This is a genomic window from Reinekea marinisedimentorum (genome assembly GCF_004341165.1).
In the GTDB taxonomy this organism is placed as follows: Bacteria; Pseudomonadota; Gammaproteobacteria; order Pseudomonadales; family Natronospirillaceae; genus Reinekea; species Reinekea marinisedimentorum.
In genome coordinates, this window is sequence record NZ_SLZR01000003.1 from 171,661 (window position 1) to 188,404 (window position 16,744).

19 protein-coding genes are annotated in these 16,744 nt (G+C 49.6%); 9 read left to right on the forward strand and 10 right to left on the reverse strand.

The annotated features are described in order from the left end of the window. Positions 1–46: 46 nt before the first annotated feature. Entirely contained in the window at positions 47–310 is a 264-nt protein-coding gene (locus BCF53_RS04905) for a cold shock domain-containing protein (protein WP_132700396.1), read from the reverse strand. Positions 311–558: 248 nt separating this feature from the next. Here BCF53_RS04905 and clpS point away from each other — a divergent pair, with 248 nt between their 5' ends. Next, positions 559–975 (forward strand): ATP-dependent Clp protease adapter ClpS, encoded by a 417-nt coding sequence (gene clpS, locus BCF53_RS04910; protein ID WP_243645770.1) that lies wholly within the window; start codon positions 559–561, stop codon positions 973–975. A 22-nt stretch (positions 976–997) separates the two neighbouring features. Beyond that, positions 998–3,265, forward strand: a complete 2,268-nt coding sequence (gene clpA, locus BCF53_RS04915; RefSeq protein ID WP_132700397.1) for an ATP-dependent Clp protease ATP-binding subunit ClpA — start codon at positions 998–1,000, stop codon at positions 3,263–3,265. Between the two features lie 66 nt (positions 3,266–3,331). On the opposite strand, the gene infA is transcribed toward clpA, so the two are convergent. The 3 genes from infA to aat form a co-directional block, all read right to left on the reverse strand. Continuing rightward, the gene (infA, locus tag BCF53_RS04920) at positions 3,332–3,550 is read right to left on the reverse strand and encodes a translation initiation factor IF-1 (protein WP_008043370.1); all 219 of its coding nucleotides are present in this window, start codon (positions 3,548–3,550) and stop codon (positions 3,332–3,334) included. Between the two features lie 138 nt (positions 3,551–3,688). Beyond that, complete coding sequence (locus tag BCF53_RS04925; protein ID WP_132700398.1) at positions 3,689–4,414, reverse strand: arginyltransferase; 726 nt, start codon at positions 4,412–4,414, stop codon at positions 3,689–3,691. Position 4,415: 1 nt separating this feature from the next. Further along, on the reverse strand, positions 4,416–5,144 hold the full coding sequence (gene aat, locus BCF53_RS04930) for a leucyl/phenylalanyl-tRNA--protein transferase (protein WP_132700399.1): 729 nt from the start codon (positions 5,142–5,144) through the stop codon (positions 4,416–4,418). 179 nt (positions 5,145–5,323) lie between these two features. On the opposite strand from aat, the gene BCF53_RS04935 reads away from it, so the two are divergent. The 6 genes from BCF53_RS04935 (at position 5,324) to cysG (ending at position 12,678) form a co-directional block, all read left to right on the forward strand. Next, a complete protein-coding gene (locus BCF53_RS04935; protein ID WP_243645783.1) occupies positions 5,324–7,555 on the forward strand; it encodes a DNA translocase FtsK in 2,232 nt (743 codons plus the stop codon). 27 nt (positions 7,556–7,582) lie between these two features. Further along, on the forward strand, positions 7,583–8,203 hold the full coding sequence (gene lolA / locus BCF53_RS04940; protein ID WP_132700401.1) for an outer membrane lipoprotein periplasmic chaperone LolA: 621 nt from the start codon (positions 7,583–7,585) through the stop codon (positions 8,201–8,203). A gap of 3 nt (positions 8,204–8,206) precedes the next feature. Next, positions 8,207–9,523 (forward strand): replication-associated recombination protein A, encoded by a 1,317-nt coding sequence (locus BCF53_RS04945; protein ID WP_132700402.1) that lies wholly within the window; start codon positions 8,207–8,209, stop codon positions 9,521–9,523. After that, positions 9,523–9,918: a fluoride efflux transporter CrcB gene (gene crcB, locus BCF53_RS04950; RefSeq protein ID WP_132700403.1), complete on the forward strand. Its 396-nt coding sequence runs from the start codon at positions 9,523–9,525 to the stop codon at positions 9,916–9,918. The genes BCF53_RS04945 and crcB overlap by 1 nt, the downstream gene beginning before the upstream one ends. An 18-nt stretch (positions 9,919–9,936) precedes the next feature. Continuing rightward, the gene (gene serS / locus BCF53_RS04955; RefSeq protein ID WP_132700404.1) at positions 9,937–11,226 is read left to right on the forward strand and encodes a serine--tRNA ligase; all 1,290 of its coding nucleotides are present in this window, start codon (positions 9,937–9,939) and stop codon (positions 11,224–11,226) included. An 81-nt stretch (positions 11,227–11,307) separates the two neighbouring features. Then, on the forward strand, positions 11,308–12,678 hold the full coding sequence (gene cysG / locus BCF53_RS04960; protein WP_132700405.1) for a siroheme synthase CysG: 1,371 nt from the start codon (positions 11,308–11,310) through the stop codon (positions 12,676–12,678). Here the strand turns inward: cysG and BCF53_RS04965 are convergent. The 6 genes from BCF53_RS04965 to BCF53_RS04990 form a co-directional block, all read right to left on the reverse strand. Continuing rightward, complete coding sequence (locus BCF53_RS04965) at positions 12,675–13,655, reverse strand: glycosyl transferase family protein (RefSeq protein WP_165901812.1); 981 nt, start codon at positions 13,653–13,655, stop codon at positions 12,675–12,677. The two genes, cysG and BCF53_RS04965, sit on opposite strands and share 4 nt — an antisense overlap. A gap of 11 nt (positions 13,656–13,666) precedes the next feature. Then, the gene (locus BCF53_RS04970) at positions 13,667–13,978 is read right to left on the reverse strand and encodes a TusE/DsrC/DsvC family sulfur relay protein (RefSeq protein WP_132700407.1); all 312 of its coding nucleotides are present in this window, start codon (positions 13,976–13,978) and stop codon (positions 13,667–13,669) included. Positions 13,979–13,981: 3 nt separating this feature from the next. Beyond that, positions 13,982–14,245, reverse strand: coding sequence for a hypothetical protein (locus tag BCF53_RS04975; RefSeq protein ID WP_132700408.1), 264 nt, complete (start codon positions 14,243–14,245; stop codon positions 13,982–13,984). After that, positions 14,245–14,520 (reverse strand): hypothetical protein, encoded by a 276-nt coding sequence (locus tag BCF53_RS04980; RefSeq protein ID WP_243645771.1) that lies wholly within the window; start codon positions 14,518–14,520, stop codon positions 14,245–14,247. Before BCF53_RS04980 ends, BCF53_RS04975 begins: the two co-directional genes overlap by 1 nt. An 84-nt stretch (positions 14,521–14,604) precedes the next feature. After that, complete coding sequence (gene tusD / locus BCF53_RS04985) at positions 14,605–14,991, reverse strand: sulfurtransferase complex subunit TusD (protein WP_132700410.1); 387 nt, start codon at positions 14,989–14,991, stop codon at positions 14,605–14,607. 92 nt (positions 14,992–15,083) lie between these two features. Next, positions 15,084–15,755, reverse strand: a complete 672-nt coding sequence (locus BCF53_RS04990; RefSeq protein ID WP_132700411.1) for a Bax inhibitor-1/YccA family protein — start codon at positions 15,753–15,755, stop codon at positions 15,084–15,086. A gap of 289 nt (positions 15,756–16,044) precedes the next feature. Here BCF53_RS04990 and BCF53_RS04995 point away from each other — a divergent pair, with 289 nt between their 5' ends. Then, on the forward strand, positions 16,045–16,686 hold the full coding sequence (locus tag BCF53_RS04995; RefSeq protein ID WP_132700412.1) for a TetR/AcrR family transcriptional regulator: 642 nt from the start codon (positions 16,045–16,047) through the stop codon (positions 16,684–16,686). Positions 16,687–16,744 lie beyond the last annotated feature (58 nt).

Here is a 16,744-nt window from a genome sequence, read left to right on the forward strand (position 1 = left end):
AAGCCCGGTCTTATGCCGGGCTTTTTATTTTCTCACGACGTTCAGTTCAGGCCTGAGTGGGCTCTTCGGTGAATGCCGGAGAAGTTTCAGTAACAGGTGATTCAGCATCTACCAGCCGTATATTGACTGCATGAATTCCCCGCTCAGACTTAACGGTGTCGAATTCAACAGGCTGTCCTGCTTTGAGTGTTTTGTAACCTTCCATTTGAATTGAGGAGAAGTGCGCAAACAGATCTTCCTTATGTTCTTCGCTAACAATAAAGCCAAAACCTTTGGCATTGTTGAACCATTTAACGTTCCCTACTGGCATAGCATACCCCTTAAAACCATTATTACTTTTCTTCTGTTAATAGCGAAAAAGAATAAATAAACAACGCTACCAACGACTGCGCGCGAGTGATATAAACTATTGGTTCACAAACTTTCGCCACGTTTTTGTATGGAATACCGTTGAAACGACCAAGTCAACCCCCACTTAAACTTAATATGATGCAGTAGACGTTAGCTGTGTTGGTTGGATCGAAAAAACGAAAAGCCGTACGGAAACTGCGTTTTAAAATGAATCAGAAAATTAAGTTCTCGCTAATGAATAAGTATGAGTTTTTGCCTTCTTTTAACGTTGGCTCAAATTTTGAAGTTATATTGTCAGGTGGTGATTCGTTGCCTGATAACTCAGGTGATGTGGCCATTCAGACTGCCGACCCGGAACTAAAGCGTCCTTCTTTGTTCCAAGTGGTATTGATGAATGATGACTTCACCCCCATGGAGTTCGTAGTGTATGTACTTGAGCAGTTTTTTGCGATGAACCGTGAAAAGGCAACTCAGGTAATGCTAAATGTACATACAAAAGGCAAAGGAATCTGCGGTGTCTATACTAAAGATATTGCTGAAACGAAGGCGGCTCTGGTAAATGATTTTTCAAGAGAGAATCAACATCCGCTACTTTGTGAAGTCGAAGAGATAGGTGACGAGTAGTCACTGAGGAAAGGTGGAATATATGCTAAGCAAAGATTTAGAGTTAACGCTCAATAGTGCCTTTAAAGAAGCGCGTGCTAAACGTCATGAATTTATGACCGTAGAGCACCTGCTGCTTGCACTATTAGATAACCATGCGGCGGCCGATGTGCTAGTTGCTTGTGCAGCAGATATTCCACAGCTGCGACGCGACTTAATTGAATTTATTGATTCAACGACGCCGTTAATTGCCATTGAAGATGAAGATCGGGAAACGCAACCGACGTTAGGTTTTCAGCGGGTGCTGCAGCGTGCGGTTTTTCATGTTCAGTCTTCCGGTAAAAAAGAAGTTACCGGCGCCAATGTTCTTGTTGCGATTTTTTCAGAGCAGGAAAGTCAGGCCGTTTATTTCCTTAAACAACAAAACATTTCGCGAATCGATGTTGTTAATTTCATGGCGCATGGCATTTCAAAAGCCCAGGACGAACATGAAGGCGATGACTTCGGGCCGGGAGCGCCTAATGAAGAAGCCAGCCCGGAAGCCAATGGCTCCAACCCATTGGAAAGCTTTGCAACCAATCTGAACGAATCTGCAAAAGAAGGCCGAATTGACCCGTTGGTGGGTCGTGACTTCGAAGTTGACCGAGTTGTCCAGATTCTTTCACGTCGCCGAAAAAACAACCCCTTACTGGTTGGTGAATCCGGTGTTGGTAAAACTGCAATTGCAGAAGGCTTAGCCAAGCGAATTGTAGATGGCGATGTGCCAGACATTATTCTCGATGCACAGGTTTATTCATTGGATTTGGGCGCGCTGTTGGCGGGCACCAAATACCGTGGTGACTTCGAGAAGCGCCTCAAGGCATTGCTCGCTGAATTGAAAAAGCGTGACAAATCCATTTTGTTTATTGACGAAATTCATACCATTATCGGTGCAGGTGCAGCTTCCGGCGGCGTCATGGATGCGTCTAACCTGTTAAAGCCGATGCTGAGTTCTGGTGAACTTCGTTGCATTGGTTCGACAACCTACCAGGAGTTCCGCGGCATCTTTGAAAAAGATTCGGCGTTGACGCGCCGCTTCCAGAAGATTGATGTAAACGAACCTTCGGTTGAAGAAACCTATAAAATTTTGCGTGGCCTGAAAACCAGGTTTGAAGATCACCATCACCTGAAATATACCGACAAGGCATTGCGCGCCGCTGCCGAATTGGCCGACCGCTACATCACTGACCGTCATCTGCCAGATAAGGCGATTGATGTCATCGATGAAGCCGGTGCTGCTGAGCGCCTTAAGACGGAAAGTAAGCGTAAGAAGTCTATTGGTGTGATTGATGTTGAGCGTGTGGTTGCCTCCATTGCGCGAGTACCAACCAAAACCGTCAACAAAGACGATAAAGAATTGCTCTCTAACCTGGAGCGAAATCTGAAGATGACCGTATTCGGGCAGAACGATGCTATCGAAAGTATTTCATCGGCTATCAAGCTGGCGCGAGCCGGTCTGAAATCCGCTGATAAGCCGATCGGCTCATTTCTGTTCACCGGCCCAACAGGTGTTGGTAAAACAGAGGTGACCAAGCAGCTGTCTGAGTCACTGGGCGTTGAGTTGCTTCGTTTCGATATGTCTGAGTATATGGAGCGTCACACGGCTTCCAGGCTGATCGGTGCGCCTCCTGGCTATGTTGGCTTTGATCAGGGTGGCCTGCTTACCGATGGTGTAAACCGTCATCCGCACTGTGTGTTGCTGCTCGATGAAATTGAAAAAGCGCACCCGGATGTTTTCAACCTGCTGTTGCAGGTGATGGATCACGGCACGCTGACAGACAACAACGGCCGTAAAACCGACTTCAGAAACGTCATACTGATTATGACCAGTAACGCCGGTGCTCAGGAAATGAGCCGTCGCTCGGTTGGCTTTACAACACAGGATAATTCAACCGATGGCATGGAGGCTATTAAGCGCGCCTTCACACCGGAATTCCGCAACCGTTTGGATGGCATCGTGCAGTTTGCTCCGCTTGAAAAAGAAGTGGTGCTCAATGTGGTTGATAAGTTCCTGGTTGAGCTGCAGGCTCAGCTTGATTCCAAGCGTGTGAATCTGGAAGTGAATACCAGTGCGCGTGAGTGGCTGGCCGAAGAAGGCTATGACCGCAACATGGGTGCTCGCCCAATGGCTCGCCTGATTCAGGAGAAAATTAAGCGTCCGTTGGCCGATATGATTCTGTTTGGCGAGTTAGCGCAGGGCGGAACCGTTACAGTTGAACTGAAAGACGGCGAGCTGGCTCTGACCGTAGCGGGGGAAATGGCAGAAGCCTGAAGCCGATAACAGGCAAGAACAAAAAAAGCACCTTAAGGGTGCTTTTTTAATGACTTTCAAATGTGATTAGCGAGCGCGGTAAACGATGCGGCCTTTAGTTAAATCGTACGGAGTCAATTCAACCTTCACCTTATCACCCGTCAAAATTCGAATGTAGTTTTTGCGCATTTTACCTGAAATATGGGCTGTAATTACGTGGCCATTTTCAAGCTTTACCCGGAACATTGTATTTGGAAGGGTATCAAGGATTTCTCCTTCCATTTCAATCACATCTTCTTTCGCCATAGAATCCTAAAAACCTTTGAATTTACAATCGGCGCGCATTCTGCCTGAAAAACCAGCAATTAGCAAAGTTATGCGGCGTTTTTTATGATTCTTCTGAAGTGGATCAGTTTATTGGCCCGATTGCCGGGAAATTGATGGTTATTCAATCTCTATCTGGTGCCAGCGCCCGTCGATAAGTAATTCAACCGGTTGGTAGGCGGTTTTGTAATTCATCTTTTTACAGCCGGGAATCCAATAACCTAAATAGAGGTAGGGGAGTTCAAGCTGTTGGCACAGCTCTATCTGTTTCAAAATTGAAAACACACCTAAAGAGCGCTGATCCTGTTCCGGCTCGAAGAAGGTATATATCGCAGAAAGCCCGGTTTTAAGATGGTCTGTAACGGCAATGCCGATCGTCCTGCCGGCGACGCTGTAGCGAACCTGAAAACTGAATTCGTTATCTACTGCCAGAAAGTCACCATAGCTGTCTTTGCTGGGTGGATACATGTCACCATCGGAGTGGCGCTGGGTTATGTATCGCTCGAACAGTTCGTAATCTGCATCTCTGTATGTGCAGCGTTGCAGTTCAATGCTCACATCCTTGTTCAGGTTAGTCACGCGGCGAAATCTGCGCTTCATTTGAAAATCAGCAACAGGAATGCGTGCGGGTATGCATGAGTGGCAGTTTTGACAGTCCGGCCGGTAGAGGTGCTTTCCGCTCCTGCGGAACCCCGAATGCGTGAGCTCTTCGTATAAATTTAATGAGTACTTAAGCTCAGGGTCTAAAAACAGCGTCCGGGATTGCTGGTCGGGTAAATAGCTGCAATCGTGCTCGCCGGTCCGAAAGAATTTTATGACTTGCTCACGAGAATTGTTCGATTTCATGTCACCGCTTAGCGCTCAACCTGTTCACCAGAAGCTGATTAATCTGATCAGTCTGCGATAAGTTTAGCCTGCTTTGCCGGGTGGGCAGAAGGCTTTTAAATTTCGGCCGGTCAATCAGGTATGCACCTAACGAATCCAGATAGTCGTTGTACAGCTGGCAATCAATCATTGCCAAGTTTTCAGTATAAGCCCATTCACTCAGGGCAATAAAAGCATACTTGGATGCGCCCGGTGCCAGCGAAAACATGCTCTCACCAAAAAAACACCTATCCATGCCGATACCGTACAAGCCACCCACAAGCGCACCTTCCTGCCAGACCTCAAACGAATGAGCCCAGCCCTGTTCATGCAACCGGCAATAGGCATCGACCATCTGCTGCGTTATCCAGGTGCCATCACGGCGAAGTGGGTTACGGGCGCAAAGCTCAATGACCGATGTAAATTCTGTATTTACCTTTATCTCAACCGGTGTCTTGCGGAACTGTTTTCGGAGCGACCTGGCAACATGCACCTGGCCCGGCTGAAGGATCATTCGTGGCGACGGAGACCACCACATAATGGGCTCTCCGTCGCTATACCAGGGGAAAATCCCGCGCTGATAGGCGGATAGCAGCCATTCTGTCGAAAGCCGCCCACCGATGGCTAACAGGCCCTCCGGGTCATTCAGGGCCTGCTCAATAGGTGGAAAAACAGGCTGTTGTTCAGCTTTCAGTAAGCTTAGCTGAGGCATAAAAAGTGACACTATTTCAATAAGTTGGCAGTTTGATTGTGGTATCTTATAGCGCCTTGAATATTGTTCCTACTCATATAGGTGGCCAATTGGCAGAACGTTTAAAATCCTATCAATCTGATGACAGGCTTACCGAAATCCGTAAGCGCTTTCGGCATGATGCCAAATGGATTGTCTCCATGGCTATCGGCCTGTTTCTGTCATTGGCATTACTGAGCTACAGCGCCCAAGACCCTGGCTTCGATTTTTCAGGCAGTACCGGCTCGGTTAAGAACATGGCTGGCTATGCCGGCGCATGGGTATCTTCCTTGTCGTTCTTCCTTATCGGTATATTCAGCTATTTGCTGCCGTTAATCTGTTTTTATCAGGCTTGGGTGGTCTTTCGCGAACGCTCAAACCCTCACCCCTGGAACCCGCTGATTGTTTTGCTGCGGCTGCTGGGCTGGGTGGTATTTCTAATTGCCGGTTGTACGCTGGCGACTGTTCATATCGCCAGCAAATCCTCAAGTACCTCGGGCGGTTACCTGGGGGTGTCTGTTTCTGAAGAGCTGTTCCCTCTGTTTGGCCTGACCGGCGGAACGCTGATTTTCACCTTCATCTGGTTATTGTCACTGACGCTGGCAGCCCATATTTCCTGGCTGGGTGTTGTCGATAAAATTGGCGAGCTGGCGTTCAATTTAATTGAGCGCTCAAAGCAAAAGGCTGAAAAGGCCCGTAAAAAGGCTCAGGAAGAAGCGCAAATCAAACAGGTTGTGGAAGACAGAAAACGCAATCTCGAAATTCAAATGGAAAAGCAATCCAAGCGTAAGCCTCCGCAGATTAAGCCACTGAAGCCGGTAGAAAAGCAGGAGAGCAAGCGGGTCGTGAAAGAAAAGCAGAAGTCACTGTTCGATGACCCTGAATTGCGAGGCAGCCTGCCGGAGATCAATCTGCTTACCTCATCGGTAGGGGACGACACCGGTGGTTTCAGCGAAGAAGCGCTGGAGGCCATGTCGCGTCTGCTGGAAATTAAACTCAAAGACTTTGGCGTGACGGCCGAAGTCACAGAAGTGGCACCAGGGCCGGTCATTACCCGCTTTGAGATTCAGCCGGCTGCCGGCATTAAGGTGTCCAAAATCACCAACCTTGCCAAAGACCTGGCGCGTTCCATGGCGCTGGTGAGTGTGCGGGTTGTAGAGATTATTCCCGGTAAAACCACCGTTGGTATTGAGATACCCAACGAAAAACGCGCCATTGTGCGCCTGCACGATGTGCTCGGGTCGCCCATTTATGATCAGTCCAAGAGCGTGCTTACCATGGGCTTGGGGCACGATATTGGTGGTACGCCTGTTGTTGCAGATCTGGCGAAAATGCCTCACCTGCTGGTTGCGGGTACTACAGGCTCCGGTAAATCGGTGGGTGTGAACTCGATGCTCTGCAGCCTGCTGTTCAAAGCAACGCCAGAGCAGGTGCGGCTGATTCTGGTAGACCCAAAAATGCTGGAGCTGAACGTTTATGAGGGTATTCCACACCTATTGACGCCGGTAATCACCGATATGAAGGAGGCGGCTGGCGGCCTGCGCTGGTGTGTGGCCGAAATGGAGCGCCGTTACAAACTGCTGGCTTCCGTGGGTGTTCGTAATATCGGCGGTTTCAACAAGAAAGTCACCGAAGCCGCCAAAAATGGCGAACCCATTCTGGACCCATTGTACGACCCATCTACCGCGCTTGACCCCAGCGAGCCGGCACCGGTTCTCGAACCGTTACCGTTCATTGTGGTGGTGATCGATGAATTTGCCGACATGATGATGATTGTCGGTAAAAAGGTGGAAGAGCTGATTGCTCGTATAGCGCAAAAAGCCCGGGCTGCCGGTATTCACCTGATTCTGGCAACACAGCGGCCTTCGGTTGATGTCATCACGGGCTTAATTAAGGCCAACATACCGACGCGCATTGCCTTTCAGGTTTCTTCGAGAATCGACTCCCGGACCATTCTGGATCAGGGTGGGGCAGAGCAGTTGCTTGGTCATGGTGACATGCTCTATATGCCACCGGGCACCAGCTTACCGATTCGTGTGCACGGAGCCTTTGTTGATGATGACGAAGTTCATGCCATTGTCGCCGATTGGAAAAAGCGCGGTGAACCCAATTATCTGGAAGAGATCGTGCAGGGTGGTGATACCGATGTACCTGGCGTGCCTTCGTTCGATGAAGACGGTGACGATCCGGAATCCGATGCATTATTTGATCAGGCAGTGGAGTTTGTTACCCAAACCCGCAAGGTGTCGATTTCTTCGGTTCAGCGAAAACTGCGCATTGGCTATAACCGTGCTGCAAGGCTGGTCGAAGCGATGGAAGCTGCCGGCGTGGTCAGTTCTGCTGGGCATAATGGCTCCCGGGAAGTTCTGGCACCACCGCCTCCGCCCATGTAATTCACTTATAACTATTCAGAGATATTTATGAAACAGCTATTGGTATCGCTCTTGTTTGTATGCACCGCATTGCCGGCATTCGCTGACGAGGCCGCAAAACAGCAGCTCATTGAAAGCCTTGAGAAGTTCACTACCGTCAAAGCACGGTTTGAGCAAAAAACATACAGTGAGTCGTCTGCCTCACCCGATGTGGTTGAAGGCACCCTGAAGATTGAAAAGCCTTTGAAGTTTGCCTGGGTAGTGACTGCGCCGTACGAGCAGCAGGTTATTTCCGATGGTGAAACCCTTTGGGTTTACGATCCGGATCTGGAGCAGGCGACCTACCAGCCGGTAAACGAACAGGTTCAGCATTCTCCGGCAATGATACTGTCGCAACCACGCCTGACCTTGGGGAGTGAGTATCAGGTGATCAGCGCCAGTGTTGAGAACTCTGAAGTCTATCGTCTGTTCCCGCTAAACGATCAGTCGGTATTTTCAGATATGGAAATGACGCTTTCAAATGGCACCATAGAAAACATCGTCGTCAATGATTCGCTGGGGCAGCGAACGGTCATTTCCTTCGAGGGCTTTATAGCCAACGAAAGCATCGATGCCAGTGTCTTCGAGTTTAATCCTCCACCGGGTACAGACCTGTTCGAGCAAATGTAACCGATGGCCGATCTTTTCCAGAAAAACGATGCTTATCAGCCTTTGGCCGATAAGCTGAGGCCCAATAGCCTTAGCGATTATGTCGGTCAGAGCCATATTCTTGGCAAAGATAAGCCGCTGCGCAAAGCGCTGGAACAAAAGAATATCCATTCCATGATTTTCTGGGGCCCGCCGGGCGTTGGCAAAACAACTCTGGCTCAGGTTATCTCGCACACTGTCGATGCCCGGTTTCAGACCATTTCAGCCGTACAGGCCGGGGTTAAAGACATTAAGCTGGCGGCCGAGCAGGCCAAACAAGCTAAGCATATTGGTGAGAAGACCATTCTGTTTGTCGACGAGGTTCATCGCTTTAACAAAGCTCAGCAGGATGCCTTCTTACCCTATGTAGAGAACGGCACCTTTATTTTTATTGGCGCCACGACTGAAAACCCCAGTTTTGAACTCAATTCGGCATTGCTGTCGCGTGCCCGTGTTTATGTGCTCAACAGCTTCACCGAGCAGGATTTCGAGGTTTTATGGCAGCGCGCGGTTCATCTGGAGCCCCGAATTGCGGCACTGAACCTTGATGAACCCTGCCGCACTATGCTGTTTCAGTATGCCGATGGCGATGCCCGGCGCTTTCTGAACATGCTGGAGATCGCCGCCGACTATTTTGAGCCCGGCCACCCAATTACAAAACAGGAAATCAGCGGATTACTGCAGGCGCAGCCGCGACGGTTCGATAAAGGCGGCGAAAATTTCTACGATCAGATCTCTGCATTTCATAAAAGCGTTCGCGGATCTTCACCCGATGGCGCCCTGTACTGGTTGTGCCGAATGCTGGATGGCGGCATAGACCCGTTATACCTTGCCCGCAGAATGGTGCGGATTGCCTCAGAAGATATCGGCAATGCCGACCCGCGCGCTTTAACACTGGCACTTAACGCCTGGGAAGCGCAGCAGCGACTGGGAAGCCCGGAAGGCGAGCTTTCATTGGCGCAGTCGGCGGTTTATCTGGCCAGTGCGCCTAAATCGAATGCGGTTTATAAGGCGTTCAATGAGGTGATGGCCCTGGTGCGAAATGAATCCAGTGCCGAAGTGCCGCTGCATTTGCGCAATGCACCGACGCAACTAATGAAAGACCTGGATTACGGCACTGAGTACCGTTATGCGCATGATGAGCCTAATGCCTATGCCGCGGGTGAGGTCTACTTGCCACCGGAGTATGCAGGCAAACAATTCTATAAGCCGGTTGAACGCGGCCTGGAAAAGAAGATTGCCGACAAACTTAATTATTTAAACGAACTGGATCGAGCATCCGAAAACAAAAGGGGAGGCTAATGGGCGCATTATCCATTTGGCATTGGGCCGTAATTGGCTTAGGGGGAAGTATAGGTGCAATGGGGCGATTCGCAGTCGTTACCTGGATTAATCGTCTACATGGTAGTCAATTCCCGTTTGGGACCTTTACGGTTAACGTTATTGGCAGCCTGATAATGGGCTTGGCGTTTGTGTTCTTCACCCTTAAATACCCGCAACTGCCTGGCGGTATGCGCAGCTTCGTTATGGTTGGTTTATTGGGCGCTTTTACCACCTTTTCCAGCTTTGCTTTAGAAACCCTATCGCTAATACATCAACATTATTTTACTATCGCTCTGCTGTACATGGTCGCCTCGGTAATGACCTGTGTGATTGCTGCCTCAGCCGGCTATGTACTCGGTAAATTCATTTTTTAACGTAAGGACTTAAGTAAGATGCTTGACATTAAGCAGCTCAGAAACGACATCGACTCATTAGCAGATAAACTGATTGTAAAAGGCTATTCGTTGCCTAAATCCGAATTTCAATCACTTGAGTCCAGTCGTAAGTCCTTGCAGGTCGAGACCGAAAACCTGTTGGCTGAGCGTAAAAAAGCGTCTAAGGCTATTGGTGAGTTTGTGCGCCAGGGCATGACGCCGGATGAAGCGAAAACCAAGGTGCAGGAAGTTCTGGATCGAATCGCTGAATCTCTGTCTGAAAAAGAAAGCGAACTGAAAGCCGTGCAGGCCAAGCTGGACGACATTCTCTTTTCTGTGCCGAATATTCCGCATGAATCGGTGCCTCCGGGCAAAGACGAAAACGACAACGTTGAAGTGGCCAAATGGGGCGAACTGCCCAGCTTTGACCATGAAGTTAAAGATCACGTTGATGTGGGTGCGCAGCTGGCAGGTTTGGATTTTGAAACCGCTGCTAAATTAACAGGCTCGCGTTTTGCGGTTATGACAGGCGCAGTTGCTAAGCTGCACCGTGCACTGGCGCAGTTCATGTTGAATGTTCAGACCAATGAGCACGGTTATGAAGAAATGATTGTGCCATTTATGGTCAATCAGGATTCATTATTCGGAACCGGTCAGCTGCCTAAGTTTGGTGAAGACCTGTTTAAGCTCGATTTCGAACAGGAATACTACCTGATCCCGACGGCAGAAGTGCCGCTGGCAAACGTTGTGCGTGGCGATATTCTCGATGCAGCCCAGCTACCGCTGAAGATGACCGCCCATACCCCTTGCTTCCGCTCAGAAGCAGGCTCTTATGGTCGTGATGTTCGTGGCATGATCCGTCAGCACCAGTTTGAGAAGGTTGAGCTGGTACAGATTGTTCACCCGGATGAGTCTTACGCTGCGTTGGAAGAAATTACCACGCACGCAGAAACCATTCTGCAGAAGTTGGGCTTGCCATACCGTAAAGTAGTGCTGTGTGGTGGCGATATGAGCATCGGCTCTGCCAAAACCTACGATCTGGAAGTGTGGTTGCCGGCGCAGAACACGTACCGTGAAATCTCTTCGTGCTCCAACATGACGGATTATCAGTCCCGCCGGATGCAGGCTCGCTTCCGCAACCCAGAAACCAATAAGCCTGAACTGGTTCATACGCTGAACGGCTCAGGCCTGGCGGTCGGCCGTACCCTGGTTGCTGTTCTGGAGAACTACCAGACAGCCGAAGGCCTGAAGATTCCGGAGGCATTGCAAAGCTATATGGGTGCAGATTTCCTGCCCTATAAGAAGTAAGCGACACGATCTAAAGAAAGCCCCGAAAGGGGCTTTTTTAAACTATGTATTAACCGTTTAACTTGCTTAGAAGGTGGTAGTTTGGATTATTTTCCGCTTTTTCATCGCTTCAATGGCCAAAAGGTTCTGGTAGTAGGTGGTGGCACAATAGCCTTAAGAAAAATCACCTTGCTGGAAAAGAGTGGCGCCAGTATTCATGTTGTTGCCAAAGAGGTTCACGCTGAAATTCAGGCAAAAGCCAGTTGCACTTGCGAACAGCGTGAATACAAACCAGAAGATTTGAACGACTGTGCGCTGGTTGTGGTTGCCACCGATAACAGTGCACTGAACAAAGAGGTTAGCGACCAGGCTAAGGCAAAAGGCCTGCTGGTGAATGTCGTTGACTCGCCAGACTTATGTAACTGCATCTTCCCCTCAATTGTTGACCGCAACCCGTTAATTGTTGCCATTACTTCCAGTGGCCAAGCGCCGGTATTGGCCCGAAGTATCCGTGCCAAGCTGGAAAGTACCATTCCTGCCAGCTATGGCCAGCTGGCACAGCTGGCATCTAAATTCCGCAGCCGGGTTAAAGCAAAATTCAGCCGGATGGATGATCGCCTGTCATTCTGGGAAAAGGTACTAAATGGCGTCATTGCGGAGCATGTTTATGCCGGCAGGCTGAAGCAGGCCGAGGCCTCGCTGGAAGCAGAGCTGAATAACCCAAAGCTTCGCAGTCGTGGCGAGGTTTATCTTGTTGGTGCCGGTCCGGGCGATCCGGATTTACTGACATTTAAAGCACTGAGGCTGATGCAGCAGGCTGATGTTGTGCTTTACGATGCGCTGGTATCACCGCAAATTATGGAGCTGGTGCGCCGCGACGCCGAACGAGTTTACGTCGGTAAGCGCCGTGCCAACCATGCACTGCCGCAGGAGCAGATCAATCAGCAGTTGCTCGATTTAGCATTGGAAGGTAAACGCGTACTGCGATTGAAGGGCGGTGATCCTTTCATTTTCGGCCGTGGAGGTGAAGAGATCGACCTGCTGGCCGAGCACAACGTGCCGTTTCAGGTGGTGCCGGGAATTACCGCAGCATCCGGCTGTGCATCCTATTCCGGCATTCCGCTGACTCACCGCGATTATGCCCAGTCGGTGCGCTTTGTGACCGGCCATTTAAAAGACGGCACCATGAATCTGCCCTGGAAAGAGCTGGTCGTACCCGCTCAGACTCTGGTGTTTTATATGGGCCTGGCAGGTATCAACACCATCTGCGAAGAAATGATTAAGCACGGTCGTCATGCTGATACGCCGATGGCGCTGATTCAGAAGGGTACGACACCGGAACAGCGGGTCATAATCGGCACGCTGGGAACCATGCCGGAAATCGTACTGCGTGAGAAACCCCAGGCACCCACATTGACCATTGTCGGTGAGGTGGTTTCGTTACACTCTCACCTCAACTGGTTTCAGGCTTAGGCCTGTAGTGGTTTACGGTTGGTCCACCACTGTAAAGCCAGTGTGTGGGCAGCTTCCGGTGAAGTGTGCTGGTGTACAGCCAGCACCAACGCAGCTGTTTGAATCACCGCCTGCTCACCATATTCATTGGCTGTTTTCCCGTTCCAAAGATCCATCAGTGGTTCCAGGCTGACGGTTTCCGGGCGGATGGCTCTTGCTGCAAGGACAGGGGGCACAACGCTCATTTCAGAAAGATTTTCGGCATTAATGGATACGGCCGTTTCACTGTCTGGACGTACCTCAAATTCGCCGCCATCACCCTTCAAAACAATGTTGTTGTTCTGGTTTAGCTGAACGGCGGTATCGTGATGCAGAGGCATATAGGCCGGGTGAAACATTCCCTGGAGTGTGGTTTTAGCCTTAAAGGGGTTTAAATGGCGCACCAGCGTATTCACTGGTGAACGCAGCCCAAGCTCCGCTTTCATGTCGATCAGGCCGGATAACACCGGTGAGAAGCTGTTTAACGGGATATAAGCGATAGAATGCTTGCCAATGGCCTCGGCAGCTTCGCTAAGTGTTGAAACCGAAGGGATGTTCAATGCCGAGCAGATATTTGCAGCATACTGGCGACCTTCTGTGTGTTCGCCTCCGCCGTGCATCAGAATTTTTATGCCGTTTTCCGCCAGCAGCTTGGCTGCCAGCATGTACCAGGACGGCTGTTTTTTCTTACCGGCATACGCCGGCCAGTTTACGTCTACGGAGCACTCCGGCGCCTGAATATGTTGCTCAGCCGCGCTCACCATGCCGCTGAGCTCTTCCGCAGTTTCTTCTTTAACCCGCATGAGCATTAAAAAGGCACCCAGCTGCGCAGGGGTTATGGAGCCATCCAGAATGGCGCTCATAACAAAGCCAGCTTCAGCTTCCGTCAGGTTTCTGGTGCCTTTTTTACCGCGGCCAAGGGCTCGGATGATCAGGGGCATAGAGAACGTATCTGTCATATCGTTAACCTTCATAAGCAATTTTTCGGTTTGGGCAAACCCGCAAGCTGAGCTAATACCCGGGCCGGGCTTTCGCCGTAACGTTTCATTAACCATATGCTGTTGCCAATATCTGCACCAAACGTCGTTTTGATGTGCTTAACCAGGGGCCGCATAGGTGGTGATAGATCGAATTCAAAATAGAAAGCGCGTAAGGATTCAACAATTTCCAGATCCAGAGGCTCCAGGTTCAGGGATAGGTTTTTTGCCACGGTTTCGGTCCAGCCCTTATCCCAGCTTTGCGCATTTAATAAAAAACCAAGGTGATCTGTTTCGTAAGACATCGGTTACCAACTCACTGTTTTATGGGTTTCCGTCAGCGTTAACCATTCGTCATCCGAGATTAACTGCCAGGAGCTGTGTATGGTGCCGCCGAGTTTATTGGCATCGGCTGCTCTGACCACACACTCAGCGTTGAAGGGCTTCTGCCGGAATATCAAGGGCAGTGCGCTGCCGGTCACCATACACACAGCGGGAGCGCCGGAAGTGAATACCCGGTTTAAAAACTCGAGCTCTGTGCCGGTTGGTAATCCAGTTAAATTTATCAACATCAGCCAAATACCTCTATATGGTCGGCGCCGTGCATCCAGCTGACAAGGGTATCTTCAGTAACGGCAGCGGTATTTTCATTGAGTTGTTGGCCCGGAAACAGTTGACCGGCATGTTCCTCAACAAAATACAGGTTTTCAGTGCCATACATTGGCAGGGCATTCAGTTGCTTCTCGATGGACTTTTCCTGCTCAGGCTGCTGACCGGTCAGCAGCCAGCTGATGCCGGACTCAAAGAAGACTACCCGGTGCTCAATCTCAAAAAGTCCCAGACTCATCAGGGCCTCAATCGATTCAAGGTGTGAACGTCCGAGATAACTGGGGCTCTTAACAATAATCAGGTTAAAACTCATCAGTCTCAGCTACTTGAAGGTTATGATTCTATCGGCATCGACAAAGCCAGATGCCCATTGGCCCAGCCCAGTCAGTTCAAAACAGCGATCGGCGGTCGCCATTGGCTGTTCATAGCGTTGGGCTTCGGTTTCATCCATTACACCGCGGTTGGTTGCCGCGGCAATGCATAAAAACAGCGGGATGTTATTTGCAGCCAGGCCTTGCCAGCCGGCGAGCAGATCCAATTCATCGCTGGAGGGGCTTTGCGCAGACAAGCCGGTATAGACCGCATCAAAATAAAAAAAACAGCGCACCACGATGTGGTTTCTGTTTAGGCAGAGCTGTGCAAATTGCAGTGCCTCTCTGGCGGCGTTGCTGCCCAGCGGTGAACCGTAGACATTGAGCTGATATTTCATAAGGCCTAAAAGGTTAAAGTGAATAGTGCAAGTAGATCATACAGTTGAAAAAAAAGCCGCATAAAGCGGCTTCTTCATAACCCGTTAGCTGATCAGTCGTTGCCGGTTAAAGCAGCAACCAGGCTCAACAGATGGATAAACAGGTTGTAGATATCCATATACAGGTTGGTTGTAGCGCGAATATAGTTGGTCTCGCCACCATTTACGATACGGCTGGTATCGAACAGAATCATCAGCGACATGATCAGTACGACGGCTGCTGAAATTGCAATGCTCAGAGCAGGAATGCTCAGGAAAATGTTTGCAATAATCGCCGCCACAATCACGACCATACCCACCATCAGGAAGCCCATCAGGAAACTGAAGTCTTTCTTAGTGGCCAGTGCGTAAAAAGACAGCGCAAAGGTCACAATGGCGGTACCACCCAGTGCCTGAGCAACAATAGCGGGGCCGGAAGGCATCGCCAGGTAGTAAGTAAGCATTGGGCCAAGGCTGGCACCCAGCAAGCCGGTGAACACGAATGTCCAGACAATCCCCATGCTGGATTCATAAGTGCGTGGTAACACGAACCAAATAATACCTATGGCAGAAAACATCATGATCATGGAGACCATAGGCGAAATGCCAACGGCCATAGCAACAAGAGCTGTTACGGCACTGAATACCAATGTCATGGATAGCAACATGTAAGTATTCTTAAGAACTTTATTCGTTGCTAATGTCGATTGACGACCGACACTCGCAATCTGATCGTACTGGGCCATTTAAGCCACCTCCGGTTGATGTGTACGTTGTAATGCCTTAATTATGTGGGTAATCACCGTCAAATCAAGGTTTAGCAACTTAGTTTTACGATAAGAACGTTTTATTACAAGCCCCCGCTCTCATTAAAAAGTAGTAACTCGGGGTTTGACTATTCATACGTTTGAAAATTCGGTACGGATCCATCCTGTGCAATCTAACTCTTTGATCTTGTTAATTAATTGCTGCAATTAGATTTAATTACAATTATCCTCAAATTTAAAACGATCGTTTGGATTATCAGGAGTCACCATGAGCCAGCCCGATACAGTGACAAGAATTCTTGACGCAGCGGAAGAGTTGTTTGCCGAAAAAGGCTTTTCGGAAACTTCGCTGCGCATGATCACGACTAAAGCAAAGGTGAATTTAGCCGCTGTTAATTACCACTTTGGCTCCAAGAAAGAGCTGGTTCAGGCGGTTTTTGGCCGCTTTTTAACGCCGTTCACACACAAACTGGATAAAGAACTGGATAAACTTTCGGAGCTGAAGGCCGAGCCGAATTTCAATGATGTGTTGGGTGTACTGGTTAAAACCATGCTGGTTGGCGTAGAACCCGGTGTTCGCGATAAAAAGCTTTCCGTCTTTATGCGCTTGCTGGGCCTGGCTTATACGCAGGCTCAGGCGCACCTGCGCCGGTTTCTGTTTGCAAACTATGCCGTCACTTACCGGCGTTTTATTAACTACCTGAAGCAGGCGCACCCGGATTTATCTTCCAGGGAAATTTTCTGGCGCATTCATTTCGCCATTGGCTCGGTTGTATTTACCATGTCGAGCTTCGAAGTACTCAGAAATATGGCCATTGAAGATACCGGAGTTGACTCCAGCATTGAGGACGTAATGGGTCTGCTTATGCCATTTTTGAGCGCCGCGCTGGAGCAGGAATCGCCGGCTTAGTATTAATTTCCATAAGAAATGTGACTTTCAGCGCTCTAATTTATAGCGGACAAACGTT